A 23,992-nucleotide genomic window follows, 5' to 3' on the forward strand; every position below is an offset into this window, starting at 1 on the left:
CCTGGGCATTGCCCAAAATGAAAAAGGCCCAGCAGAGAGCCGGGCCTTGTATATTCAAAGATCACAAAAAAGGAGATGCTCATGTTTCAACGTAGCGAATTCGATAGCTTGATGCGCATTGCGCAAAACTACCTTGATCAATCAGATACCGATCCGGTCCAACTGCGCAACGCCCTCATGATGATGATGGCTGCCATGAGCAAGCTGGCGGATAGCTGTGAGAATGATTTGAACAATCAATTGAAAGAGATGGCGGAGCAAAACAGGTCCGCCATAGAACGCTAACAAAAAACCCGGCGCGGTGGCCGGGTTCTATGTAGTCAGTCCTACACACGCAGGAATGACAGGATGGATGAATAATGCGACATGGCGACATGATATTGCAAGCCCTTTTGAGGGACTATTTCACGCAGCCTCGCACTCCAGCACTCCCACGGCCTCAAGCATGTGCTGAGCATCGACCAGCGCCTCGTCCACCATTGATTCCAGTGCTCCCTTGATAGTCTTGTTCCAGCGCTGGTAGGTGCGCTCCGTCAGGCCCCGAGAATCCCAGTTCGTCATGTCATAGTTCGACTCGGCCAGGACGATCATCTCGCCCGGCTTCGACTCGGCCACTGACCTGGCGTGCTTGTTGGCCCGCGCCACATCCGCATCTGCCGCCTTATTGCGCCAATCCCACTGGCCATCCTCCTTGTTGGCGCGGTGCTTTGGTGCCTTTACCTCGACCGCGGCGCGCTGGATACCCTTCGACTGCTGTGGAACCGCCCAGACCAGAACCGCCTGCTGAGTAAATCGCTTGGGCGCCGGCGATGGCACAACCGCAACAAGCCGGCCGATGGAATCGATCTTGCGTCCGCGGTGGGTGCTGTACTTCGCCACCAATGCATTCCAGTGGCGCGGGCTGAGCTGGGCGTGCAGAAGCTTGTGCACGATGCAGTCGGCGAGCAGTGCAGCGTCCTTTCCGGTGATCTCGCCTTTGAGCTTGCTGGTCTGCACCCGGGGCTCGACATTGCACCCGCCGGCGCTGTTGATGGTTTCCGCTGCCAGGGCACGGACGACTGCCGAAATGACATTTTGATAGTTCATGCTGCAGCCCTCTTGAGTTCTTTGGTCTTTGCCCGGTATTCGGCGGTGATGGCTTTCAGGTCTTCTATGGTGTAGCGCTTGGGTTCGCTGGGCCCTAATAGGGCCTCGACTGCTTCCTGGCCGATGCGGCGGATCAACTCTGGCTGATAGCCAAGGATGTTTCCGCTCAGGTGGTTGTTGCAGACGGAACAGGCGCGGTGCACGTTGAGCGGGTTAAACCGGTGCTCTGGCGATGAGCCAACACTGCGGAAGTGAGACGCGTGCCATTGACCGGCCCAGGTCGAAGGCTTGTCGCAGCTCACACAACCCAGGGCGGCGTCACGCAATCTCACCCAGGCGTTAAACGCAGCCTGGGCCTCACGCATGTACTGCCCCTTCGGCTTTACACGCTCCTTGGCCGCTCTCAGCTCCTTGCGGCCTACATCAGCGAGGGCCTTGCGGGCTTTGGTTTGGTTCACGTCCTTGATGGCGAGTCCACACTTAGGGCTGCACACTGCTTGACCCAGGCGCTGGGCAACGAACTTCTCGCCGCATGCTGGGTTCTTGCAGGTCTTGGGCCGGGGCTGTTTGGCTGAGAAGCTCATGCTGCCGCCTCCCACTGCTCGGGCATCTGGCCCTTCGGTTCGCTCCAAATCACGTCCTTCTCGGCGCCGAAGACGTACATGCACTCGATGACGTCTCCCAGTTCGGCCACGGTCATGCGCTTGGTGCTCTCCCCGAGCATCACTACGCCGCCGTTGATGCCCTGGGCCATGCGGATCTCCTGGCGCGCCGCAGCTGTCATCAGCGCCTTCCAGTCCTCGCTGTCGAGCTTCTGCATGACGCCATTGACCGGCCATTCAACCTGGCGGGAGATGTCGCCCAGCATCGCCCAGAGCTTCGCGTTCTGCTCCAGGGTGCGGCGGGACTTGACTGGGCGGACGATGATCTCGACGGCGCCGATGGCAGATAGCTCAGTAGCGAACAGATAGGCCAGCTTGAACACGTCGCGGATTCGGTTGGAGCCGGGTGACCAGAAGTGTCGAGGCTTGTGGATGATGTTGGTCATGGCCGACCTCCCGCTTTCACCCAGCGCCGGACGTAGAATTCACAGCCACCCGTAAGGGCCACGCCATTGGCCTTGCCGAGATGCGTTTTAGGCGCCCCGCAGCCGCAATGGCACTTAGGTTGGCGGCCGCGTCGCTTGGGGCGCACTTCCATGTACAGGATGTGTTCAGCCAAGCCGCCGACTTGCCCCCAGCCAGCAATACCGCCACGCATGGCAGCAGAACGAGCTGCTGGCGAAAGCTGATTCAAGTCAGTCATGACTAATCTCCCTTGCCCATAGCGGCGTAGTCCGATTCCCTCTTCGGTGAATAGAAGCCAGCCCCTACCACCTCCTCGTGCAGCTTCCGCATCTCGGCAATGGCGCACTCGACCATGCGGGCATGGCTAACGCCGTTGTTCGTACGACCCAGCAGCTTTTGGTCGTAGTAGCCTGGGCACCCAAGCGCATGGTCGTTTCGGATTGCCATGCTCATCAGCAGGCCTTCGGATGGAGTGACAGGCACCAGGGCCATACCTTCGCGCTCCTTACGCAGCGCCTCAACCTCAGCCTTCAGCCCCTTATTCACGGACTCATAGGCTTCGTAGCCGGTGCGCAGGCCGGCGAGTTCGGACTTGAGCTGGTCGCGCTCGGCTTGCAGACAAATCTCAAGCAGCCTCAGCTGATTCGAAAGCATCTCGATTGCATGCATCTGTGTCTCTGTCGAGATGCTCAGCACGACACCTGCTTTAGCCGCAGCTCGAACCATCTGGTCAAGCGTTTGGGTCATGGGAAGAGTCACGCCAGTAGCGGCACATACGGCCTCGCTGACGTAACTGCGAAGGCGCATTGCCTGCTCTTCGATATTTTCACGACGCATGCTCATATCCGTTGCTCCGTGGTCTTATTCTTGAATTTCGCCATCAGCAGCTCGCGGGCGGACTTGCCGTCAGTTGGGATGCCCTGCTGGAGGATTCGCGCCTGGGTCTGCTGGTCGGCCAGTTCATTGGCCAATTCGAAGGCCGTCTTCTGGCTGTCGTGGCCGATGCCGGTGAGGATCTTGCCGTCGAGCGGCTGGCCTTCCTGGGCCCGGCGAATCACCACGGCGTAGTTCCGGTCGAAGCGCTGGCGCAGCCCCTTGTCTTCCTGCTTGGCGGAACGCAGGTCAAACAGGCCCGTGGCAATGGCGGCGATCTTCACGCCTTCGTGGCTGTAGACGCCCATCAATGCCTCCACCCATGCGTCAGCGCTCGCTGGCAGGCCGAACGCCTCTGGCCCTGGCGTGCACCAACCTATGAACTGGCCGACGCTTGGCGCGAACGGTGAGCCGCTTTTCCGGCACTGCTCGATTCCATAGCGGATCTGCTCCAGCGAGCGGATGCCGGCGGCCATGAAGCCCATTGTCCAGTTGCGCATTGCGGCGGCCTTGGCCTTGTCGTCTGGCCATGCCTGCTTGTGGGCCGGGAAGATTGCCTGCAGCTGGCGGAACAGGCGCTCAACCACTTCACCGGTGGCGTCATCCACCACGCCAAGCTGAGTGCCGGGCTGCGCCGGGGCCTGATGAGGGGCGGCGGTGCCCAACGCACGCGCGGCACCGGGAATCATCTGAGTGACTGTTTTCATAGGTCATCACTCGTATCGGTGCGCCACGACTGGTCGTAGAAGTCCGGGCCGTTGCTGACAGTCCTGCCGCCAGGCAATACCTTCTCCGGGAAAAGACCGGTCCAGCCGTTGCTGATGGACTGATTGATCACTGCATCAGGGTCGTGGTGGCCGGCCAGGGTCTTGGCTTGTTTGGCGCAGGTGGTGGCGGTCAGAGGCTTCTTGATCTCGCGGCGGTGCTGACACCAATCAGCCCAAGTCGATTCACTGACATTTGACGGTCGAGCAGAATGAGGATCGAACTTCGAAGCCTTGCGCGAAGCGGACGGGGAAGCCTTGACTGAGCCGCGCTTTTCACCCTCAGTTGTACTGTTGCTCTTTGTATTGCTCTCCTGCGCCTTTTCCGAATAGGGGTCACCGCCTTTTCCGAATAGGGTCGAAGCGTTTTCCGAATAGGTATTCGACTTTCCGAATAGGTCAGTAAGGCGCACGCGGCGCTCTACAACCTGACGTCCATCGCGGATCAGTTCGACCCGTAATAGGCCCTTGCTGGTCAGCGAGCTGATGATTTCAGAGACGCGAGAATTCGACAGTCCAAAGAACCGGCCGAAGTGGTTATTGCTGGCGTAGCAGCCCCGCACAGGGTCTTGCAGACTCCCGATCTCTACCATCATCACCTTCTCGGTGATCGACAGTGATCGATCAAGCCAGACATCAGCGGGAATCCACACGCCTTTGAATTGGCGCGGAAGATCGCTCATGCCGCACCCCGCACTGCTTTGTCGTGGGTGAACAGGCCGTCCCAGGTCTTTTTCATGGGCAGTTCGCCGGCCAGGTACAGGTCGTACAGGCGCACAGCACCCTTCTTAAGCAGTACTGGCGTGAAGGAGATGAAGGGCTCGCGGCCGTGAGGGGTGACTTCGACCTGATGCTCGGTCATGTACTTGTCACGTGCGTAGGACGCCACACGCAGGCGCAAGCCGGACTTGCTCTCGTTGTAGAGCCAGTTCCGGCCTTCCAGATACTTGCCCACCTGCATGACATTGACCCCATTGAGGCCCTTGCAGAACTGGGTGTGTGTCATGCCTTCATTGAACAGGTTTTCCAAGGAATGGATCTTCGTGGCCTGCTGCTCGACCTGGGCGGTTAGCATCAGCCGGGCCTTTTCAGACTCCATGGCGATCTGCAGAATTTCTATGGTGGAAAGTTCGCGGGGCTGGGCGATCTGCCCTTCCAACTCCTGCCAGCGGTCAACAAGTGCCGCGGTGAACTCTGGGCTGAGCTGGGCGACGACTACAAAGCTGTCGCGCTTGTTTACGAGATACACCTCAACCGGGCGCGCTCCAGCCCCTTCATGGGAGGTTTCCACCGACGGTGAAAAGCTCACAACGCCTTTTTCTTGCAGGCGCTCGATGGTGCGCTTCACGCTGTCATGGCGTGACTCGACAAGATCGGCAATCTCGCGAGACGACATGGTGGTACGCGACACGTTTTCAGAAATCGCAAAACGTGTCGCGACATTTGAAGGGGTATTGATATGTGGTGTGGTTTGCATATAATCGATCCCACAGAAACGTTGTATGAAGAGCCGGGTCACTACCCCGGCTTTTTTTTGCCTGGGATTTGGCAGAGGCCCTCCGGGTTACCCTGAAGAGTCCCTGCCTGAGGCCCTCATTGGGGTCACCAGGTGAAGCACTTGAGCCTTCTTCTTTCCAACTGCTGAAAGCGCTCCTGCAGCAATCGACGCCTCCACCAATTCGTTCAGCGCCCGCTCAAGACTCCAGCCGTTGTTGTTCATCAACCGCTGGATCTCCTGTCTGTGAGCCGGGGGCAGCTTTTCGAGAAATACGGTCATTCGGCCCTCCAAAGGGGCTTCACCCCGCGATATCTTCTTGTTTGTCCTGCATGAGCTCGTCGATCACTCCGTTAGCCACTGCCCACTCGATGATTTCGTAGAGATACGTCGCGTGCTGCATACGGGTTTTGGTGGCGGCTTTACGCAGAATCCGATCAAGCACTGGTTCAAAACGAACCTTCACCGGGATGGCGCGCTTTTGATTGGGGTCCATGTACATGCTTCGTGCTCCTGGTTTTCAGAAAGGGTTAAGCGACAGCTTTCTTTGGGTGCGCCTCGGCCAGCAGCCAGGCAGGATCAAATGGCTTTCCGTTCTTGGCGGCCAAATCGGCAATTTTTCGGGCGTACTGGGTTTCGCCTGTGTACTCGGTGCGCGGCAATGCATCCGCAACAAGCCATTTGTAGATGGCGCGCGGAGTTTTCCCGCAGGCCATGGCTACAGTCGGGACACCACCAGCGTCTTCAATCGTTTTCTTGAGCGGCCGCATATGGCCTCCGAGTCAAATATGAACCTGCAGTACATATTATGTCGGAACTGAAAGTACATGCAAGCGCATGCGACTATGAACCCATGGTTCAGATCGAAGAATTACGAATAGCATTTGTTGCGCGGTTGAAAGAAGCTCTGGCAGCCAATGAGATGGCTGAATGGGGGGCCGGCGCTCGCCTTGCAAAAATGGCTGGAGTCACTCCCAAGGCATCAAGTAAATGGCTCAATGGAGAGTCAATGCCTGGAGGAGCGAAAATGCTCGCCCTGGCTAACGCTTTATCTGTGCGAGTCGAATGGCTCGAGTACGGCCGCGGGAAAATGCGCGACAAACCCGAAGCTGAAATTCCAGTAATTGTTCAGGAAGAAAAAGCCACCTACCGTGGCTTTGACTTAGAGAGTGATCAGTCATACACGGGGGTCAATCAGCACACCGCGAGGGCTGCAGCTGGCGACGGAGAAGATAATCCTCACGTTGAGATCCGAGGCGTCCTGGCGTTCAAGTCGGACTGGCTTCGCTCCAACAGGCTAAATCCAAAGAACCTGGACGTTATTTACGCCGATGGGCACAGCATGGAGCCGACCATTAATAGTGGTGACGTGCTGCTGATCGACGAGTCGAAGATCGAGCCGAGAGACGGCCATATCTTCGCCCTGCAGAGCGAATCGAAAGGCACGATTGTGAAGCGCCTGGTGAAGTCAGACTTCGACGGCTGGATCATCCGTAGCGATAATCCGGACAAGGCGCGCTATGGCGATGAGACGCTGCGCGACGGGGAGATAAACGAGATTCGCATCATAGGTCGCGTCGTTTGGCGCGGCGGGATGCTCTAGGGATGCACGCGCATCTATATGGCCGGATTAGGCAAGCGAGCCGTACATCTGGGAAGAATTAATTAAGCCTTCTAAGGGAGTAGCATGGCAAATTCGGCAATCCAGCCATCTGGATCGTGGGCTGATGGTGTAGCCTCGATAATTGACTCCATAGCAAATCTTTATCAGGTGGTTGCCACAAAATCACCAGTTATAGCCGATACTTTTGTCATGCTGGCTGCACTGCTTCCATTTTACTTGGGCCTTATGTGGTACTTGGGGCTAAAGAAAAGGGAGAAAAATGCAGACAATGTGGTCAAAGAAGCTAGAAAGGCCTCAAGTAAGCCTGGGAAAGGAAAGCCCAAAGGGAGGAAACCATGAAAGACTTTCTGATACCGCTAATTGGATCCGGAATTGTTGTCGCTTACTGGTACATCTGCCGTATCCGCTCACTCGCACATCGAGAGAAAGCTGCGGGCCTTTTGACGGACTACTTCAATCGGCATTCTGTCTCGGAAAAGGACAAGGATGACGCTGAGCGCTTTTATATGATGGCCAGGTCTTGGGCGTTTATGCCAGCCATGACGCTGGTGGTGTTCCCTGTTCTGCTCGTAAGAGCCCTGATTAGGCGTCCAGATAGGGTTTCATCCAAAGAGCGGTTAGAAATCACCGACGCTGTAATGAAGATGTACCTTTCTCGGAATCCGATCACAGGTACGATCTGCCTAGCCCTGTTCAGCTTGGCAGCCGTGATGGCGGTTTTCATTGGGTTACTTATAAACCGAGTTCGTGCAGTTCCTAGCGCCCCATCCGCCTACATGGCAGCAACACGCTTTGCAAGGCCTGTAACGTGGCGTCATCACGCATAGCATCCACGGTTATTAAGCCCGGCCCAGCGCCGGGCTTCTCGTTTCTGCCCTCCCCGATCTGAATCCGTAGCCCGCCACTGAGCGGGCTTTTTGTGCTCGACAGAAAAATATGTACTTTTGGTACTTGACCATTATGAACCACTGGTACATATTTCACCCATCGCAGCGACTCATGAGGGACTGCGAAGGGCCTCACGAGACCCGACGCTCTTTAACAGCACGGGAACCTCGCAGATCGATCCCCAGCGATGGGCACAGCGCGAGCAATAAATTCGATCTCCACGCCAGCTCTGGAACTGGCCGTGCTCACCAGATGTGAGTACGCGAAACCACGCAAGCCAGCCAGGAAGAACACCGGACACGAAATGTGTGACCTGGCCAGAGATATGAATCGGGCGAAGCGCGTGGTGGAGAAACGAACTACCGAGAAATCCTCGGGGGTTCAACTGGACAGCATCACTGAGCAGCCTTCTCGCGAGGGCTGCTTGGGATGACAACCGAGGACAAGGCAATGCGACCAGTAATGACGATGAAGACGATTCATGACTCGCTCGGGCGGCGGCTCGAAGGGCTTGATGATGATCGCGAAGGCAAGTTTCACGGCTGGGGTTCTGGCTACGAGGAATTTGAAAGCGGTCCGGGCAACTACACGGTAGCGATCGTTGAATTCCCTGACGGCAAAGTCGACACGGTGATGCCGTACCTGATCCGCTTTCTGGATAGTGATGACGCTCAGCAACAGGCACTCAACGATTTCATTTCAGATCCGATCATCGTTGGCTGAACAACCAGCGCCACGACAGCCTGTCGTTAACTGCCCTATGCCGGTGATGGTTGAGGTCCTGGGTGGTCAGGACGAACCCGGTTAACCCACCCGAGGCCCTGGTACTCCCCAGCACCAGGCTGCATCGGAGTGTGATCTGAATGTATGCGTAGGCGATGCGCTAAGCGTGATGGGTGACCGGGTTCCTAGGCCGGGTGACCAGAGCGTGACCATGTAGCTCAGTTGGTAGAGCGACCTCGAAAAAGGCGCGTCGGCAGTTCGAGTCTGCCCATGGAAGTCGGTTCGCACCCGGCCAGATCACACCCCGATGCAGATGCACGCCCAGGCTGATGGGCAGGTTTGAAAACTAACAGTTCCGAGAGTGAACGCTGACCGGCTAAGTACTATTTTATGCCCGCGCGGTACCGGCTCGTAATAACTGGCATTGCGGTAGCCGAAAGGCGCTGACCGCGGCATGACTCTCAACCCGGAGATCAGCACCGGGCATCTGCATCACCCATTCTCATAGGTGGCCACTGCCTTCCCAGTGAGCGAACTGCGGAGGGTCACCATCATGGACTAGCCAATCAACTGCCCGACGCCACATGCGCCCGGCAGGCTCAACACATACAAGGCAAAAGCCCGGTTTCAACTGGGCTTTTTTATGCGCCTCTACCCGTCAGCACTCCTCCCCCGCGCCCATCGGCAACCAGCGGGAGGCATGAGTGCTGACGAATACAGGTGAACAACCCGCCACCTTGGAGGTGACCATGCACCACAGCATCCAATCACGCCGCGAGATTGTCGACGGCTTACATCAGCGTTCCCGCCTCGCCACCATTGAGCTGTACCGGCTGATCGGTCAGCCGGAGCCAGTGGTCGCTTTCCGAATGGTTGTCAAGCCATCGGGACGTGACTTCTTCCATGTCGTGGATACCAAGACCGACAAAGTTATGGGCTTCCGCCGCAACCACAATGAGGCCTGCGCCCTTGCTCGGTGCTTGGAGCGTGCCCGGTGAGCCTCCAGCATCGTGACCACGACACCGCCGTCAGCTGGATCAATGCCGAGCTTGCGGAGCTTTGTAGAGAAGTGGGAAAGCCCAACGCCAGCGCAGCAGCGCGATCGGCGATAACCCTGGCCTTCCTTTTGCGGGCTATCAGCGACACCGAGCAGCGAGAGTTTCAAGCCCGTATCGACGACATCTACAAGTCCTATCACGCAGCAGCTGCCTGAACCCCATTCCAAACATCAAACGCGGCGCCTTCTGATGCCGTGATGGAGGCTATATGTCTCAAGAAAGTACCCGCCCCCCACTCTCCGCCGAAATGCGGCTCACCGCCTACGCAGCCCCAACCGCCGAAATTGAGCGTAAGGAAATGGTAGCGGCCAGCCAGCAGGCCGAAAGGGAGCGCCTCGCAAAACTGGCAGGATCTGCGGAAATGGTGCGGGATCTGGAATCCAGGCTCGCAGCTGCAGTCGATGATCGAAAGCGCGCCCAGGTCGAGGCGAACTACGCCAAGAAGAAGCTGGAGCAGGTTTTCGAGTCGGTCAGCACGGCGGTGGGTCGGGACGTACGCCAACTTGGAATTGTTCACCTCGGAATGGCGCTGACGGATAGCAAGTCGAAGCTGGTCACGCTGGCCGTGTACATCGATAGGGCGCTAACACTGGATGACCTGGTGGTGATCAAGCGCGTAGCAAGCAACCTCGGCGTGATTCAGCCGCAAACCATGGCGCAGGCCGCCCAGTTGATGGGCCTGAGTAGTCGGAGGGCTGTATGAGCCCCGCAATGACCGCTCATTTCGACTGGAAGAGCGAAGGCGCCTTCTCGCCCGAGCAGTTCACTGGTGATGAGCGCAAAGAGTATGAAGAAGCCGCACGCCGCATCCAGCGGCAGTGGGATAACCAACCGAACTGAGGAAAATCGCGATGTTCAAGAAAGCCGAACGCAAGCAGGCCAAGCTACGGCTGGCACTTGCAGGGCCATCTGGATCAGGCAAAACCTACTCCGCCCTTCTGATGGCTACGGGCCTTGGTGGGCGTATCGCGGTGATCGACACCGAGCATGGCAGCGCATCACTGTACGCGGACATCGCCGATTTCGATGCGATGGAGCTGCACGCTCCATACTCACCTGAGCGCTACATCGATGCGATTAATGCCGCCGAGCAGGCGGGATATGACACGCTAATCATCGATAGCTACTCCCATGAGTGGACTGGCTCAGGGGGCTGCCTGGAGCTGAACGAGACAGTCGCCCACCAGAAGTTTCGGGGCAACACCTGGGCGGCCTGGAATGAAACCACGCCGCGTCACCGGAAGCTGACCGATAAGATCCTGACCAGTTCGCTGCATATCATCTGCACCATGCGCAGCAAAACGGAAACGGTCCAGGGCGAGGGTAAAAAGATCCTCAAACTGGGCATGAAGTCCGAGCAGCGCGACGGCACCGACTACGAGTTTACTGTGGTGCTGGACCTCACCCACGACGGGCACACCGCTACCGCCAGCAAAGATCGGACGAAGCTGTTCGACCAGCCTGAGCTGATCAGCGAGGACACCGGTAAGCGTCTGCTGAACTGGCTGAATTCTGGCATCAGCCCGGAGGAGCGCGCGAAGGAACTGCTGGTGGATGCGATCGCCGATATCCATCAAGCGTTGGACATGGCCGCGCTGGAGTCGGCCTATAACGCTGGGCGCGTCATCGTCCACGGCTTCGACAACCTCAAGCCTGCGCTGGTCGCCGCCAAGGAGATCCGCAAGGCTGAACTGAACAAAGGGAGGCAGTCAGCATGATCAGCATCCTGCAGAACGAAGTCGAACGGCTGCGCCCGCTCCACGATGAGTTGGCCGAACAGATAGCCGAGTTTTTGGCGCGCGGCGGCCAGATCGAAGTCGGGCCGGCCAGCGGCTACAAGCCTAAGGAAATCACCTACAGCAACCAGATGCCGCCAGCGCCCAAGCCGTTCGTTCGCCGCCGGGTTGAGGCAGCCCCTCTGCCGCCGGCCCCGGTAAATTTGCGAACGGAAAAGCGGATGAGGAATGTCGAGCGCGCTATCGCCCTGGCCGCGACTCACACCCAATCCGAGGCTTTAGCCATCCTGGGCATCAGCAGGCGGACCCTATGCAGCATGGCTCAAGAACATGGGATCAAGTTCAAGAAGCCAACTCGTGGAGGAGCTCACGGCGCCGAGCAGTTGGAACAGCTGGAAGCCCGAGACGCGAAATATGCCGAGCGAATTCGCGCTTTCCTGGAGCTGGGCATTACCCGGCGCCAGTGCTGCGGAAGGCTGGCGATCAGCAATAAGGCCTTCGAGCGGATCATCGCCGCCCACGGCATCGACTACCCCAAAGCACGCCAGGGCACTTCATGCGCCGCATAGCCCGCATCCAGCAACGCAAACGCCAAACCTGGCTGGATCTACCCGCCAGCGCAATCGAAGAGGCAAGCCATGGCCGAGGAACAGCAGGAGCCGACAGCGGAGGCGCTCAAACAGCGCCGAAAGCGCGAGAAGGCAGCGGCGAAGGACGCTGCATTGGGCGTAGAGAAATTTACGATTGAGGTGGCCGGTATCTTCAAGAACGACCTCAAGCGCCTGATGAAGCAGCACGGCTTTAACAACCAGCAGGAAGTGCACCAGACCCTCCTGCGCAACGTGATCGCCGCTGACTTCAAAACTGCGGCGCTGATGCTCAAGTGTGTCACGACACCTTTTGTTGTTACTGAAAAGGTGTCGCAGATCATCAGGGCCGCGGGCATGAAGTCGCTCGCCGACGACCCGCCCGGGCCTGACGACGAAATCGAAACACCGGCATAACCCACCCTACTCGCTGCATCCGGTAACAGGAGGGCGGCGCCTGACTTTGCGCCTAGTCGCGCCGGGAGATTAGATGTACTGAATTCCAGGGACAGAGTTATGAATCATCAGCAAAGACGACATCCGACTCTGTATACCGGCATCAGCTATAACGGATTGCGACCAAGCATCTACAGCGTCTGCAATTTCCAGGCAGAACTTGTCAACTTGCAGTTGTAACGTGTTACCCAGCAGGTTTCTGTGAATGGATATCCCGCGACTTGGTGGAATGATGAAGTGAAAATCATCCAGCGCTTTCCGGGCTTTCTGGCTTGCTATATCTCCACCCCCCTCGTGCAAGTAGCTGCAACGAAGTGCGTAGCAGTCTTCACCGCTAAGGAAGACATGTCTTCCGACATTTGGCAGAACGCTGGTATAGCCTGGTTCCATCCATGCTTTAAACCATGCGGGATAGCGCTTTCCGCTAGGGATAGCAGGATCGATTAAACGGCCGCAAACGTCGGGTAGCGTCAGTGCTGTTGATAGGGCAACGTACCAATCGCCATTAGCGACGGATGATCTAAGGCTTTCCGTAAAACGCTTCATTCGCCACCCTTTTATCCGGCTCCATGCCGGTTACCCGTAATACCCCAACCCAAACCAAATTGCCACCACCGGTCACGGAGGGCGGCGCCTACCTGAGGTAATCGCAATGCCCATCCTCCACAGCGTAATCCACAAGATCGACAAGAAGCCCGATGGCACCCCAGCCGCTCTGCACCTGGCTGCCGCTGAGCAGGTCGATAGCTCGGCCCGTGATGAGCTGATGCAGCAACTCAACGAAAGCTACAACGCTACCACCGGCAAGGCCTGGGGCTTCTTTCACCATGAGTCAGGGGCTCACCCATTCAGCGGCTGGCTTGCCAAGTACCTGGCCGGCGGCTTCGACTTCTTCAACTTCAGCGTCATCGCCGCTAGTCATCTGACAAAGCGAATGGAAGAGTCGAACCTGACCACAGGCGGGCACGCACTCTTCTGTCACTACCAGCAAGGCCTGACCGATTACCTGACCATCGCACTGGTACAGGAAACCGAAGCGATAGCCATGACGGAAGACCTGCACCTGAAGGCAGTAAAGCGCCTGGACCTGGACCGCATCCGTCTGGTGGCGCGCATCAACATCAGCGAGTGGAAGAACAACCCACAATCGAAGCAGTACATCTCGTTCCTGAAGGGCAAGCAGGGCCGGAAGCTCAACGACTACTTCCGCGATTTCATTGGCTGCCAGGAAGGAATCGACGGCCCAGGCGAAACCCGGACACTGCTCAAGGCGTTCAGCGACTTCGTGGAAAGCGAGGATCTGCCTGAAGAGTCGGCGCGCGAGAAGAAGTTGAATTTCGTTGAGTTCGCGAGCATCACCGGGAAGTTGGGTGAGCCGATCAAGTTGGAAGAGTTGTCGGCAGTGATCGATGAGGACAGGCCGAAAGCTTTCTACGACTTCATTCGCAACAACGACTATGGCCTGTCGCCTGAAATCCCAGCGGATAAACGCACCCTCAACCAGTTCCGACGCTTCACCGGGCGCGCGGAAGGTATGTCGATCAGCTTCGAAGCGCACCTGCTGGGCGACAAGATCGAATTCGACGAAGCCGGCGGAACGCTGACGCTACGCGGCCTTCCCACGCAACTAACTGAACAGCTCAAGCGCGCCGCCGCCTGAACCCACTACTGCGCCGCGCGCCAACCAAAGCAGCGGCGCTTGACCAGAAAATCTACGTGAAGCTTTAACTTGATGAATACTTATCAAAAGCAATTTTAAATTGCACCCAATGATGCTCAATCATCTTTGATTGAATATCAAATGCCTGATAGGCGGCAAATGTAACTGCTTCGCTTTCATCACCACCGTTCACATACGTATTCACATCAGCTCGAAGCTTAACTAGCGCCGCCAAAATACCATTAAAGTGTAAAACCTGTTCATAGGATCCAAGTTCATGCACAGGAAGCACTCGCAACGAATCCAACGCTGCGCTAGTCGTTACATCAAGCGTCATTCTCCAAGCCAAAATAAGCGCAAACGGCGGAGGTGTTTTGCTTGCGAATTCGCCCATCGACTTCCCGTAATCAGCTGCGTTTTTCACTACGGCTAACTGAGCTTGAGCGCTGCGTTTGCTCTCTTGAGCTCTGATTTTTTCCTGCCTCGTTACCTGCCGATTGCTGATACTGAAAGCGCCCCATATCGCAGCGATTGAACCGACAGCCTGCACCCAGCTTGCCAACTCGCTACTAGTGAGTTTCAAAAGAGCGACAACAAAAATCCCCGCGAAGACCAAAACAAAATTCTGCACTGACATCCAAGGCTTCATCAGCTCCTTCCCGTGATCGTTCAGCATTTCCATACCCATCTTGAAGTTTGGCCGGTAAATATACTCGGCAAGGATCCCCTATGTCCGCACAACAGAAGAAACACCCCTTCGATTTCAAAACCCAATACGGACTCGGCTTCAACCCTCAGGACGATGAGATCGTTGTCGATTTCTTCTGTGGCGGCGGCGGTGCCGGGACCGGCCTGGAGATGGGCCTGGGCCGCACGGTGAATGTGGCGAAAAACCATAGCCCCCAGGCAATCAGCATGCACACCATAAACCACCCGGGCGCCAAGCACTTCACCACCGACGTGTTCGAGGGTGACCCAGACACCGAGTGCGGCGGCAAGGCCGTCGGCTGGTTCCATATGTCGCCGGACTGCACCCACCACAGCCAGGCAGCCGGCGGCCAGCCGCGCAAGCGCGAGATCCGCAACCTGTCGTGGATCGGGCTCAAGTGGGGCGGCAAGAAGAAGCCTCGAGTGATCAGCCTGGAGAACGTGAAACAGATCCTGCAGTGGGGGCGCCTGATCGCCAAGCGCGACAAGGCAACCGGGCGCGTGGTGACCCTGGACCAGGTGCCGCACCCGACCCAGAAAGGAAAGACCACCAACCGAGTGGCGGCGCCGGGCGAACAGGTGCCAGTATCCAACCAGTTCCTGGTGCCAGACCCGAAGCAGCGCGGCCGGACTTGGCGCCGCTTCGTGGCCCTGCTGGAGGGCATGGGCTACGTCGTTGAGTGGAAGGTGATCAAAGCGTGCGACTTCGGCGCACCGACGAGCCGCGAAAGGCTGTTCATGATCGCGCGGTGCGATGGCCTGCCGATCGTGTGGCCGGCCCCCACCCATGCAAAGACCCCAGCCAAGGGGCAGCAGAAGTGGAAAACCGCCGCCGACTGCATCGATTTCAGCGACCTGGGCAAAAGCATCTTCGACCGCAAGAAAGATCTGGCCCAGGCCACCCTGCGCCGTGTCGCCAAGGGCATGAAGAAGTTTGTCATCGACAACCCGGCGCCGTTCATTGTGCCGATTGCCAACTGGTCAGGGGAGGCAGTTCAGTCGGCCGGTGAACCGATGCGCACCATCACCTCTTACCCAAAGGGCGGCGCCTTCTCGGTGGTGAGCCCCATCATTGCCCCGGCAACCCACCAGGGCAGCGACCGGATCAATGACGCGCTCGACCCTCTGCCCACGGTGACCTGTGCGAACCGCGGTGAGCTGACACTGATCAGCCCCACGCTGATTCAGTCGGGGTACGGCGAGCGGCCGGGCCAAGAGCCGCGAGTACCTGGTCTGGATCAACCACTGGGCACCGTGGTTGCCGGCGGCGTTAAGCACGCACTGACCAGCTCAATTCTGGTGGGGGCTGGTGGGCCAGAGTATGCCAGTCACCCCGTGACAGTAGAGCAGCCAGTCGGAACGCTCATGACTCGTAGTCACCGCGCGGTGGCCACCGCCTTCATGGCCCAGATGAATGGCGGATTCAACACCACGGCCGCCAAGAGCATCGAAGACCCAATGACCACGGTGACTAACACCGGCAGCCAGCAGCAACTGGTGGCAGCGAACCTGGTGCACTTGCGCGGTAACTGTGACGCACGGGACGTAAACGACCCGCTGCACACCATCAGCGCCGGCGGCCAGCACCACGGGCTGGCCAGCGCATTCATGGAGCGGGCGTTCGGCGCCAGTGTTGGCCAGGGCCTGGAAGAACCGGCGCCTACCATCACGGCCGGTGGCGGCGGCAAGAGCTCGCTGGTATCGCTGACACTCTCGCCAGAGCATGAGGCGGGCGCCCTGCGTGTCGCCGCATTCCTGATCAGCTACTACGGCACCGAGAACATCAGCGCCTGCGACTCACCAGCACCGACCATCACCACCAAGGATCGCTTGGCCATGGTCACCGTAATGCTCCAAGGGACGCCGTATGTGATCGTCGACATCTGCCTGCGGATGCTGAAACCGGCTGAGCTGTACAAGGCCCAGGGCTTCCCGGCCGACTACATCATCAGCCACGGCGCCGACGGCAAGCCGTTCACCAAGACCCAACAGGTGCACATGTGCGGCAACAGCGTCAGCCCACCGCCGATGGCGGCACTGGCGCGGGCCAATGACCCGTGGCGCGTTACTGAACGGGTGTCGGAGGCGGCTTAAGCCCTGCCGGCTACCAGCTTGGCACCCAGCTCTCGGCCGGCCACCTGCGCCAGGCCACGGTCAACGTAGGTGCGATCACCCGCTACAACCGGCACCACCACTTCGCCGCCCCGCTTCACTTCGACGTTGATCCGCCAGGTCTCCCGGCCCTCCTCGTCCTTCTCGCACTCCATGTAGTTCCAGAGCTGAAAGCCTTCGTGCTCATCATAAATATCGTGCTTTGTCATGGGCTTGCTCGTTTGAGTGAGGCGCCATCGTAGCACCCACCGCCTGGGCCTGGCCCGGCAAGGACTCACCATGCCTACAGAAAACAAACCGACCACACCGCTGCAGGTCGTGCGCTCGACAGTCACAAAGCTGGTGATCACCGGCGCTCCGCGGCTGGACCCTATCACCGTCTTCCTCGAGGACTTCGGCCGGCGCGACTGCCCGACCGAATCCGACCCGAACTACCAGACGGCCCAGGGCAAGATCACCATCAACTGCTGGGACAATAGCTGGAACGCATACTGGGGAGGCATGGGCCCTCGCACCGTCGCCGGGTTTGTCGCCGATTGCGGCTGGGACTACATCCTGAATTGCTTGGATCGCGGTATCAGCCCTACGGTGTTCAGCGGCAAAGCGCTGCACGCCCTGGCCCAGAAGTGCATCGTGCAACGCCGCCGGCAGCAGACAGGCCGCCATGACTGGGAACTGGGCGAGCTGACCAACAGCGAAGCCCGACAGCTCTGGGACGACATCGATATTCTGCGCAGCGTGGAGAGATCGAGCGAGTGCTGGCATCACAGCGCGCTGCTGACCGAACTGTTCGGGGACGAATGGCACTACCCGCTCGATGGGAAGGCTGTCGAGGAAAACCACGAATACACATACCTGCGCCGGGTTGTCGAGGCCGTGCAACAAGCCCTGCGCCAGGAACAGCAGACCGCCGAGCAGCCCGCGCCGGTTGCGGTGGCTCCAATTCCGGATTACTTCGTTGAGGCTTGCGATAAGTTCGACTGGACGTCTGAAGAGGCGCTGAAATTCTACGCCGACGGCAAGCACTTCGACACCGAGAACGGCAAGACTCGCATTCTTTGTACTGGCGCGATTGCGTCTTACGCACTTAAAAATCTTGGCACTGAATACGCCGCCATGAAAGGTGCGCTTGAGCCTATAGCGTGGAAGATTACATACGCTGATGACGGGGAACTTCACCGCATAGGACTTTCTGCTGAGCAAGCTGAGCGCCTCGGAGCTGACCCGTATTACAACGTCCAACCGTTATACGAGCATCCGCCCGCGCCGGTAGCGGTGGTGCTGCCTGAGCACCGTGATTCTAGCCTGGACAACCCTAATTACAGTCACGCACGCGGCTGGAACGCCTGCCTCGACGAAGTAACCCGCCTCAACCCTGGGGCCAAGCCATGACCGCCCTCGCCTACATGCTCTACCTGATCTACACGGGGCCAAGGCCATGAGCGCCGCGGCGAAGGTTCTCGACCCCTGTAGCGCCAGCCGCATGATGTGGTTCGACAAGCAAGACCAGCGGGCCCTGTTCGGCGATATCCGCGATGAGGAACACCTGCTGTGTGATGGTCGGGTGCTGCGGGTCGAGCCGGACGTTCTGATGGACTTCCGGCAACTGCCCTTCGCCGATGGTGCCTTCCGCCTGGTCGTGTTTGACCCGCCACACCTGACCCGGGCCGGCGTCGATAGCTGGATGCGGGCGAAGTACGGAATGCTCACCAGCGACTGGCGCGAGGATATCCGTCAAGGCTTCGCAGAGTGCTTCCGAGTGCTGGAGCCGGAAGGAATCTTGATCTTCAAGTGGAACGAAACCCAGGTGCTGGTGAGCGAACTGCTGGCACTAACCAACGAAAAGCCCCTGTTTGGCCACAAGTCCGGCAAGCGGGAAAAAACGCACTGGATCACGTTCATGAAGCGCTAGAGCTCGCCCAGCCCCTAGAGCAGTCAGCGGGGTGGCCAGGACATAGGCCGGGCGAGCCACCCAACCATCCCACGGCGCAAAGCCGGCGGCCATCAGCACCATCTGAAACAACCCACTCAACAATCTGAACAGCCTGCCGGCCGGCGGGCGAGGTATGCACGCATGCTCGATAAAGCAGTTCCATTCAGCGCCTGGGTTCTCACGCCTGGCTTTTCGCCAAAAGAAGTTGAGATTGTCGAGGCCGGTTACTACGCAGGCTACTACTCGACCGCAGCGAGAAAACATTACTTCCACACCGAGCTGTACCAATCAAAGCGAGAGGCAGTTGAGTCGGGATGGCGAAAGCTGGACGACCAGATGAATGCGCTGCGCAAGCGCGAGGCCGCGATCATCAAGAAGAAAGCCACCCTCACCAAAAACTCGCAAGACCTGCAACCACCTTCTGCCGCCCAGCGCGGCAAGGACATCAAATGACAATCAATTCAGCGCGGCCCGGAATGGGCTGTGGGAGATAGCTATGGGCGCTCAACAGCTGATCCCTCGATTCATCAGGGCAAAGGAAGCACCTGGATACCTGGGCATGTGCCGGGCAATTTTCGACGAGACAGTCAGGCCGTTTGTAAGTGAGTTCCCCATCGGCGGGCGCGGCGTCGGGTTTGATCGGCAGGAGCTGGACGACTGGGCCACGGCCTACGTCGAGGCAAAGGCGATTGATAAAAAAGGCGCAACGGAGCAACAATCGCCCCGCAGCGAGCGCCAGAAAGGAGATAAATCATGGCGCGAAAATCGATCACAGGCCTCTCCCAAAGGAAAGGTATCTGGCATATCGACAAGAAAATCAACGGAGAACGACTTTACGAAAGCACTGGAACTGGTGACCGGGAAGAAGCGGAACGCTACCTGATCTACAGGCTGGAGCAGATCCGGCAGCAGAAGGTGTACGGCGTGAAGAAGGTCAGGACCTGGCGAGAGGCAGCGACTCGCTTCCTTCTAGAGTTCAAAGACCAGCCGTCAATCAAGCTGTCGGCCCACCACCTTTCACAGCTGGACCCATTCATTGGCGAAATGCCGCTCACCCACATTGATGATCAGGCCCTGGTGCCTTTCATCAAGGACAGGCTGGCGACAAAGAAGCTGGAATGCGGAAAGGTGAAGAAAGGTGTCAGCAACAGAACGGTGAATATCTCGATCGAGCGTGTTGTTCGGGTTTTGTCGTTGTGTGCCAGGAAGTGGCGAGACGATGAGCGCAGGCCGTGGCTGGATAGCGTGCCGATGCTCACAAAGCTGGAAGAGAAGAAGTCGAGCCGCAAGCCGTACCCGATGTCATGGCCGGAGCAGTCGATTCTTTTTGGAGAGCTGCCGGCCCACCTGCAGACGATGGCGCTGTTCAAGGTGAACACCGGCACGCGTGAGCAGGAAGTCTGCAAGCTGAGGTGGGATTGGGAGATTGCTGTGCCGGAACTGGGAACCAGCGTATTTCTGATACCAGCCGACTTCGGTGGCAGGCATGAGCGCTCCGGCGTGAAGAACGGTGACGAGAGGCTGGTAGTGCTGAATAGCGTGGCCAGGTCGATCATCGAGAAGCAGCGCGGAATCAGCAAGGAATGGGTTTTCCCATACAACGGCACCGCGATGCACCGCATGAACGACTCGGCCTGGAAGAAGGCGCGGGTGAGAGCGGCGAAACTCTGGCAGGAGGAAAACCTTCGCCCCGCTCACCCTGGGTATGCATCCATCAGGATCCATGACCTTAAACACACGTTTGGCCGCCGGCTGCGCGCAGCAGGTGTAACCGAGGAAGACCGCAAGGCCCTTCTGGGGCACAAGAACGGCAGCATCACCAGTCACTACTCGGGCGCTGAGCTCGGGCATCTGATCGAAGCTGCGAACATGGTATCAGCAACCGATTCTCGCGGACCGGTCCTGACAATTTTGAAGAGGAAGCAGGCGTGAATAAACGACAAGTCACGCAAAAGTCACGCACATGAAAAAGGCCAATGCTGTGAACATTGGCCTAAGTCATTGAATAATATGGTCGGGACGGAGTGATTCGAACACTCGACCCCTAGCACCCCATGCTAGTGCGCTACCGGACTGCGCTACGCCCCGACTAGGCGTGATACTGGGTTCGCTTCTAACGAAGCGATGAAGAATATATCGCAAGCTTTTGAAATATGGAAGTATTTTAAAAGCAAAAAATCACTTCTTGAGCACCACCAAAACATCCTCCAGCTCGGAGATCATCTGACGGATCAATTGTTTGTATTGGGTGGTGTCGTCTTTGGCCTCATCACCGGAAAGACGCAGGCGCGCACCTCCGATAGTAAACCCTTGATCATAAAGCAACGCGCGGATCTGCCGGATCATCAGCACATCCTGGCGCTGATAATACCGGCGATTTCCGCGGCGTTTGACGGGGTTGAGTTGAGGAAACTCCTGCTCCCAATAACGCAGCACATGCGGTTTGACCGCACAGAGCTCGCTGACCTCACCGATGGTGAAGTAGCGTTTACCCGGGATGACGGGTAGCTCGTCGTTATGACTTGGTTCCAGCATAAGCCTCAACTCGGGCCTTCAACTTCTGCCCTGGACGAAAGGTGACCACACGGCGAGCCGTGATCGGGATTTCTTCTCCCGTTTTCGGGTTGCGGCCAGGACGCTGGCGTTTATCCCGAAGGTCGAAGTTACCGAAACCGGACAATTTGACCTGTTCGTTGTCTTCGAGAGCGTGTCTGATTTCTTCAAAAAACAGTTCGACCAATTCCTTGGCCTCACGTTTATTCAGACCCAGCTCTTCGTAGAGACGTTCGGCCATTTCAGCTTTCGTCAGAGCCCCCATACGTCACTTCCTTAACGTGGCGTTCAACCTTTGTTCGAGCGAGGTGAGGATATTTTGTGTCGCAGAATTCACCTCATCATCATTAAGAGTGCGCGATGGATGCTGCCAGGTCAAGCCAACTGCAAGGCTTTTTCTATGCGGATCAATGCCTTTACCCTGATACACGTCAAATAGCCTGAGGTCTGTCAGCCATTCACCTGCATTTTCACGGATTACATCCAACACAGCGCTGGCTGCGACGTCTTTGTCGGCCACCAGTGCAAGGTCACGACGCACTTCAGGAAAACGCGACAACTCCTGGAATTTAGGCATTTTACCCAGAGCAACTTCGGCCAGAACGAGTTCGAAGACGAAGACCGGGTGATCCAAACCGAGGTTTTTCGACAGCTCGGGGTGAATGGCGCCCACATAACCCAACAAGCGACCTTCACGCTCAATGCGGGCCGTTTGCCCCGGGTGCAACGCTGGGTGGCTACCAGGCACGAAACTGAACGAATCCAGAGCACCGGCAAAGCCCAATACCGCTTCGACATCAGCTTTGACGTCAAAGAAATCCACGACGTCGCGACCTTGCGCCCAGCCTTCAGGCAAGCGGCTGCCGCAAACCACACCAGCCAGCATTGGCTCTTGCTTCAGACCTTCCAACTGACCGACAAAGCGCAAGCCGCTTTCGAACAGACGGACACGATCCTGCTGACGATTCAGGTTGTGCTGAAGTGCCTTGACCAGACCAGGCCACAGGGAGGCGCGCATGGCTGCCATGTCATTCGAAATCGGGTTGGCCAACAACAGCGGCTCAACGCCAGGGCTGAACAATTCGAACTGCTTCGGATCGATAAAGCTATAAGTAATCGCTTCCTGATAACCACGAGCGACCAGAAGGCGACGCAACTCAGGCAGGTCGCTACGCGCTTCCGCCTTGGCTTGAGGTGCCAGACGAGCCTGCGGGTAACGAACCGGCAGACGGTTGTAGCCGTACAGGCGGGCCAACTCTTCGATCAAATCAACTTCCAAGCTGATATCGAAACGATGGCTTGGCACCTCAACACGCCACTGCCCTGCCCCATCAGCGGAAACTTTCAGACCCAAACCAGTGAGCAGACGCTCGACTTCAGAAGCGTCGATTTCCAGGCCAAGCATTTGGGTGACGCGCTCAGCACGCAAGGTAATTGGCGCAACCGAAGGCAGATGCTGTTCGCTAACGGTTTCGATGATCGGACCAGCTTCACCACCAGTGATTTCCAGCAGCAGGCCGGTAGCACGCTCCATGGCTTCACGGGCCAATTGCCAGTCCACGCCACGCTCGTAACGGTGCGAGGCATCGGTGTGCAGGCCATAGGAACGCGCCTTGCCAGCGACCGCGATCTGATCGAAGAACGCGCTTTCAAGGAAGATATCGCGAGTACCAGCGGTAACACCGCTGTGCTCCCCCCCCATGACACCGGCAATCGCCAGGGCACGAGTATGGTCGGCGATGACCAGGGTATCGCCACGCAGAGTAATTTCCTGGCCATCGAGCAAGACTAGTTTTTCGCCTTCGTCAGCCATGCGCACGCGGATGCCGCCATTGATTTCGGCGAGATCGAAAGCGTGCAGCGGCTGGCCAAGTTCCAGCATCACGTAGTTGGTGACATCCACGACCGCATCAATGCTGCGTACGTCGCCACGACGCAGGCGCTCGACCATCCACAGCGGTGTAGGCTTGGACAGGTCGACATTGCGGATGACGCGGCCCAGGTAGCGCGGGCACGCAGCGGGCGCCAGCACTTCAACCGGACGCACTTCATCGTGCACCGCTGAAACGGCAGCCACAGCTGGGCGTGCAACCGGCTCGGCGTACAAGGCGCCGACTTCGCGAGCCAGGCCCGCCAGGGATAGGCAGTCGCCACGGTTCGGGGTCAGATCGACCTCGATGCTGGCATCGTTCAGGTTGAGGTAGGCACGAATGTCTTCACCCACCGGCGCGTCCGCAGGCAACTCCATCAAGCCGGAGTTGCCCTCGCCCACTTGCAGTTCTGCCTGGGAGCACAACATGCCGTTGGACTCGACGCCGCGCAGCTTGGCCTTCTTGATCTTAAAGTCGCCAGGCAGCTCGGCACCGATCATGGCAAATGGAATTTTCAGGCCTGGACGCACATTGGGCGCCCCGCATACCACCTGAAAGGTCTCCGCGCCATTGCTGACTTGGCATACGCGCAGCTTGTCAGCATCCGGGTGCTGCTCGGTGCTCAGCACCTCGGCCACTACCACGCCACTGAAATCACCGGCGGCCGGCGTTACGCTATCGACCTCAAGACCGGCCATCGACAGACGAGCAACCAGCTCGTCGCGACTTACCTGCGGGCTTACCCAGCCACGCAGCCATTGTTCACTGAATTTCATCCTGCTCTCCTAAAGATCCGTT

36 protein-coding genes and 1 tRNA gene are annotated in these 23,992 nt (G+C 58.0%); 19 read left to right on the top strand and 18 right to left on the bottom strand.

Going from position 1 to position 23,992, the window contains the following annotated elements; genetic code table 11:
• Positions 1-81 precede the first annotated feature (81 nt).
• Complete coding sequence (locus ACOZJV_RS08775) at positions 82-285, top strand: hypothetical protein (protein WP_421547377.1); 204 nt, start codon at positions 82-84, stop codon at positions 283-285.
• Positions 286-405: 120 nt separating this feature from the next.
• On the opposite strand, the gene ACOZJV_RS08780 is transcribed toward ACOZJV_RS08775, so the two are convergent.
• The 11 genes from ACOZJV_RS08780 to ACOZJV_RS08830 all read right to left on the bottom strand — a co-directional run bounded on the left by ACOZJV_RS08780 (position 406) and on the right by ACOZJV_RS08830 (position 6,055).
• Entirely contained in the window at positions 406-1,086 is a 681-nt protein-coding gene (locus ACOZJV_RS08780; protein ID WP_421547378.1) for a hypothetical protein, read from the bottom strand.
• The gene (locus ACOZJV_RS08785; RefSeq protein ID WP_421547379.1) at positions 1,083-1,670 is read right to left on the bottom strand and encodes a recombination protein NinG; all 588 of its coding nucleotides are present in this window, start codon (positions 1,668-1,670) and stop codon (positions 1,083-1,085) included. The genes ACOZJV_RS08780 and ACOZJV_RS08785 overlap by 4 nt, the downstream gene beginning before the upstream one ends.
• Complete coding sequence (locus tag ACOZJV_RS08790) at positions 1,667-2,134, bottom strand: recombination protein NinB (protein ID WP_421547380.1); 468 nt, start codon at positions 2,132-2,134, stop codon at positions 1,667-1,669. Before ACOZJV_RS08790 ends, ACOZJV_RS08785 begins: the two co-directional genes overlap by 4 nt.
• Positions 2,131-2,391: a hypothetical protein gene (locus ACOZJV_RS08795; RefSeq protein WP_421547381.1), complete on the bottom strand. Its 261-nt coding sequence runs from the start codon at positions 2,389-2,391 to the stop codon at positions 2,131-2,133. The genes ACOZJV_RS08790 and ACOZJV_RS08795 overlap by 4 nt, the downstream gene beginning before the upstream one ends.
• A 2-nt stretch (positions 2,392-2,393) precedes the next feature.
• Positions 2,394-2,996 carry a hypothetical protein gene (locus ACOZJV_RS08800; RefSeq protein ID WP_421547382.1) on the bottom strand — a complete coding sequence of 201 codons (603 nt, stop codon included), beginning with the start codon at positions 2,994-2,996 and terminating at the stop codon, positions 2,394-2,396.
• On the bottom strand, positions 2,993-3,733 hold the full coding sequence (locus ACOZJV_RS08805; RefSeq protein ID WP_421547383.1) for a replication protein P: 741 nt from the start codon (positions 3,731-3,733) through the stop codon (positions 2,993-2,995). The genes ACOZJV_RS08800 and ACOZJV_RS08805 overlap by 4 nt, the downstream gene beginning before the upstream one ends.
• Positions 3,730-4,473 (bottom strand): helix-turn-helix domain-containing protein, encoded by a 744-nt coding sequence (locus ACOZJV_RS08810; RefSeq protein WP_421547384.1) that lies wholly within the window; start codon positions 4,471-4,473, stop codon positions 3,730-3,732. The genes ACOZJV_RS08805 and ACOZJV_RS08810 overlap by 4 nt, the downstream gene beginning before the upstream one ends.
• A complete protein-coding gene (locus tag ACOZJV_RS08815; protein WP_421547385.1) occupies positions 4,470-5,267 on the bottom strand; it encodes a Rha family transcriptional regulator in 798 nt (265 codons plus the stop codon). The genes ACOZJV_RS08810 and ACOZJV_RS08815 overlap by 4 nt, the downstream gene beginning before the upstream one ends.
• Before the next feature lie 87 nt (positions 5,268-5,354).
• Positions 5,355-5,567, bottom strand: a complete 213-nt coding sequence (locus tag ACOZJV_RS08820; RefSeq protein ID WP_421547386.1) for a hypothetical protein — start codon at positions 5,565-5,567, stop codon at positions 5,355-5,357.
• A 19-nt stretch (positions 5,568-5,586) separates the two neighbouring features.
• Entirely contained in the window at positions 5,587-5,787 is a 201-nt protein-coding gene (locus ACOZJV_RS08825; RefSeq protein WP_095111155.1) for a hypothetical protein, read from the bottom strand.
• 28 nt (positions 5,788-5,815) lie between these two features.
• Positions 5,816-6,055 (bottom strand): hypothetical protein, encoded by a 240-nt coding sequence (locus ACOZJV_RS08830; protein WP_421547387.1) that lies wholly within the window; start codon positions 6,053-6,055, stop codon positions 5,816-5,818.
• A gap of 38 nt (positions 6,056-6,093) precedes the next feature.
• Here ACOZJV_RS08830 and ACOZJV_RS08835 point away from each other — a divergent pair, with 38 nt between their 5' ends.
• The 11 genes from ACOZJV_RS08835 to ACOZJV_RS08885 all read left to right on the top strand — a co-directional run bounded on the left by ACOZJV_RS08835 (position 6,094) and on the right by ACOZJV_RS08885 (position 12,318).
• Entirely contained in the window at positions 6,094-6,888 is a 795-nt protein-coding gene (locus ACOZJV_RS08835) for a S24 family peptidase (RefSeq protein ID WP_421547388.1), read from the top strand.
• Positions 6,889-6,972: 84 nt separating this feature from the next.
• Positions 6,973-7,248 carry a hypothetical protein gene (locus tag ACOZJV_RS08840; protein ID WP_421547389.1) on the top strand — a complete coding sequence of 92 codons (276 nt, stop codon included), beginning with the start codon at positions 6,973-6,975 and terminating at the stop codon, positions 7,246-7,248.
• Positions 7,245-7,736: a hypothetical protein gene (locus ACOZJV_RS08845; protein WP_421547390.1), complete on the top strand. Its 492-nt coding sequence runs from the start codon at positions 7,245-7,247 to the stop codon at positions 7,734-7,736. Before ACOZJV_RS08840 ends, ACOZJV_RS08845 begins: the two co-directional genes overlap by 4 nt.
• Before the next feature lie 523 nt (positions 7,737-8,259).
• On the top strand, positions 8,260-8,520 hold the full coding sequence (locus ACOZJV_RS08850) for a hypothetical protein (protein WP_421547391.1): 261 nt from the start codon (positions 8,260-8,262) through the stop codon (positions 8,518-8,520).
• Between the two features lie 749 nt (positions 8,521-9,269).
• The gene (locus tag ACOZJV_RS08855) at positions 9,270-9,518 is read left to right on the top strand and encodes a hypothetical protein (RefSeq protein ID WP_421547392.1); all 249 of its coding nucleotides are present in this window, start codon (positions 9,270-9,272) and stop codon (positions 9,516-9,518) included.
• A complete protein-coding gene (locus tag ACOZJV_RS08860; RefSeq protein WP_421547393.1) occupies positions 9,515-9,733 on the top strand; it encodes a hypothetical protein in 219 nt (72 codons plus the stop codon). Before ACOZJV_RS08855 ends, ACOZJV_RS08860 begins: the two co-directional genes overlap by 4 nt.
• Positions 9,734-9,786: 53 nt before the next feature.
• Positions 9,787-10,281 (top strand): hypothetical protein, encoded by a 495-nt coding sequence (locus ACOZJV_RS08865; protein WP_421547394.1) that lies wholly within the window; start codon positions 9,787-9,789, stop codon positions 10,279-10,281.
• 8 nt (positions 10,282-10,289) lie between these two features.
• Positions 10,290-10,418, top strand: coding sequence for a hypothetical protein (locus ACOZJV_RS08870; RefSeq protein WP_020300145.1), 129 nt, complete (start codon positions 10,290-10,292; stop codon positions 10,416-10,418).
• A gap of 11 nt (positions 10,419-10,429) precedes the next feature.
• Positions 10,430-11,296 carry an ATP-binding protein gene (locus ACOZJV_RS08875; RefSeq protein WP_421547395.1) on the top strand — a complete coding sequence of 289 codons (867 nt, stop codon included), beginning with the start codon at positions 10,430-10,432 and terminating at the stop codon, positions 11,294-11,296.
• Positions 11,293-11,883: a hypothetical protein gene (locus tag ACOZJV_RS08880; protein ID WP_421547396.1), complete on the top strand. Its 591-nt coding sequence runs from the start codon at positions 11,293-11,295 to the stop codon at positions 11,881-11,883. The genes ACOZJV_RS08875 and ACOZJV_RS08880 overlap by 4 nt, the downstream gene beginning before the upstream one ends.
• A gap of 69 nt (positions 11,884-11,952) precedes the next feature.
• A complete protein-coding gene (locus ACOZJV_RS08885; RefSeq protein ID WP_421547397.1) occupies positions 11,953-12,318 on the top strand; it encodes a hypothetical protein in 366 nt (121 codons plus the stop codon).
• 69 nt (positions 12,319-12,387) lie between these two features.
• On the opposite strand, the gene ACOZJV_RS08890 is transcribed toward ACOZJV_RS08885, so the two are convergent.
• The gene (locus ACOZJV_RS08890) at positions 12,388-12,903 is read right to left on the bottom strand and encodes a hypothetical protein (RefSeq protein WP_421547398.1); all 516 of its coding nucleotides are present in this window, start codon (positions 12,901-12,903) and stop codon (positions 12,388-12,390) included.
• A gap of 106 nt (positions 12,904-13,009) precedes the next feature.
• Here ACOZJV_RS08890 and yejK point away from each other — a divergent pair, with 106 nt between their 5' ends.
• Positions 13,010-14,017, top strand: coding sequence for a nucleoid-associated protein YejK (gene yejK, locus ACOZJV_RS08895; RefSeq protein ID WP_421547399.1), 1,008 nt, complete (start codon positions 13,010-13,012; stop codon positions 14,015-14,017).
• A 64-nt stretch (positions 14,018-14,081) separates the two neighbouring features.
• Here the strand turns inward: yejK and ACOZJV_RS08900 are convergent, their stop codons facing one another.
• A complete protein-coding gene (locus tag ACOZJV_RS08900) occupies positions 14,082-14,699 on the bottom strand; it encodes a hypothetical protein (protein ID WP_421547400.1) in 618 nt (205 codons plus the stop codon).
• Between the two features lie 47 nt (positions 14,700-14,746).
• Between ACOZJV_RS08900 and ACOZJV_RS08905 the strand changes: the two genes are divergently transcribed.
• Positions 14,747-16,819: a DNA cytosine methyltransferase gene (locus ACOZJV_RS08905; RefSeq protein ID WP_421547401.1), complete on the top strand. Its 2,073-nt coding sequence runs from the start codon at positions 14,747-14,749 to the stop codon at positions 16,817-16,819.
• Here ACOZJV_RS08905 and ACOZJV_RS08910 read toward each other — a convergent pair.
• Positions 16,816-17,046 carry a hypothetical protein gene (locus ACOZJV_RS08910; protein ID WP_078468668.1) on the bottom strand — a complete coding sequence of 77 codons (231 nt, stop codon included), beginning with the start codon at positions 17,044-17,046 and terminating at the stop codon, positions 16,816-16,818. The two genes, ACOZJV_RS08905 and ACOZJV_RS08910, sit on opposite strands and share 4 nt — an antisense overlap.
• A gap of 70 nt (positions 17,047-17,116) precedes the next feature.
• Here ACOZJV_RS08910 and ACOZJV_RS08915 point away from each other — a divergent pair, with 70 nt between their 5' ends.
• The 5 genes from ACOZJV_RS08915 (at position 17,117) to ACOZJV_RS08935 (ending at position 20,702) form a co-directional block, all read left to right on the top strand.
• On the top strand, positions 17,117-18,229 hold the full coding sequence (locus ACOZJV_RS08915) for a hypothetical protein (RefSeq protein WP_421547402.1): 1,113 nt from the start codon (positions 17,117-17,119) through the stop codon (positions 18,227-18,229).
• 46 nt (positions 18,230-18,275) lie between these two features.
• Complete coding sequence (locus tag ACOZJV_RS08920; RefSeq protein WP_421547403.1) at positions 18,276-18,749, top strand: SAM-dependent methyltransferase; 474 nt, start codon at positions 18,276-18,278, stop codon at positions 18,747-18,749.
• A gap of 162 nt (positions 18,750-18,911) precedes the next feature.
• Positions 18,912-19,223 (top strand): hypothetical protein, encoded by a 312-nt coding sequence (locus ACOZJV_RS08925; protein WP_421547404.1) that lies wholly within the window; start codon positions 18,912-18,914, stop codon positions 19,221-19,223.
• Positions 19,224-19,266: 43 nt separating this feature from the next.
• Positions 19,267-19,653: a helix-turn-helix transcriptional regulator gene (locus tag ACOZJV_RS08930; protein WP_421547405.1), complete on the top strand. Its 387-nt coding sequence runs from the start codon at positions 19,267-19,269 to the stop codon at positions 19,651-19,653.
• On the top strand, positions 19,539-20,702 hold the full coding sequence (locus ACOZJV_RS08935) for a tyrosine-type recombinase/integrase (RefSeq protein WP_421547594.1): 1,164 nt from the start codon (positions 19,539-19,541) through the stop codon (positions 20,700-20,702). Before ACOZJV_RS08930 ends, ACOZJV_RS08935 begins: the two co-directional genes overlap by 115 nt.
• A gap of 79 nt (positions 20,703-20,781) precedes the next feature.
• Here ACOZJV_RS08935 and ACOZJV_RS08940 read toward each other — a convergent pair.
• The 4 genes from ACOZJV_RS08940 to pheT all read right to left on the bottom strand — a co-directional run bounded on the left by ACOZJV_RS08940 (position 20,782) and on the right by pheT (position 23,970).
• A tRNA-Pro gene (locus tag ACOZJV_RS08940) sits at positions 20,782-20,858 on the bottom strand.
• A gap of 90 nt (positions 20,859-20,948) precedes the next feature.
• Positions 20,949-21,305: a MerR family transcriptional regulator gene (locus ACOZJV_RS08945; RefSeq protein ID WP_007920509.1), complete on the bottom strand. Its 357-nt coding sequence runs from the start codon at positions 21,303-21,305 to the stop codon at positions 20,949-20,951.
• Positions 21,286-21,588 (bottom strand): integration host factor subunit alpha, encoded by a 303-nt coding sequence (gene ihfA, locus ACOZJV_RS08950; RefSeq protein WP_002553164.1) that lies wholly within the window; start codon positions 21,586-21,588, stop codon positions 21,286-21,288. The genes ACOZJV_RS08945 and ihfA overlap by 20 nt, the downstream gene beginning before the upstream one ends.
• Before the next feature lie 3 nt (positions 21,589-21,591).
• On the bottom strand, positions 21,592-23,970 hold the full coding sequence (gene pheT, locus ACOZJV_RS08955; protein ID WP_421547406.1) for a phenylalanine--tRNA ligase subunit beta: 2,379 nt from the start codon (positions 23,968-23,970) through the stop codon (positions 21,592-21,594).
• Positions 23,971-23,992: the final 22 nt, after the last annotated feature.

The organism is Pseudomonas sp. QD4, from assembly GCF_049199125.1.
Classification (GTDB): Bacteria; Pseudomonadota; Gammaproteobacteria; order Pseudomonadales; family Pseudomonadaceae; genus Aquipseudomonas.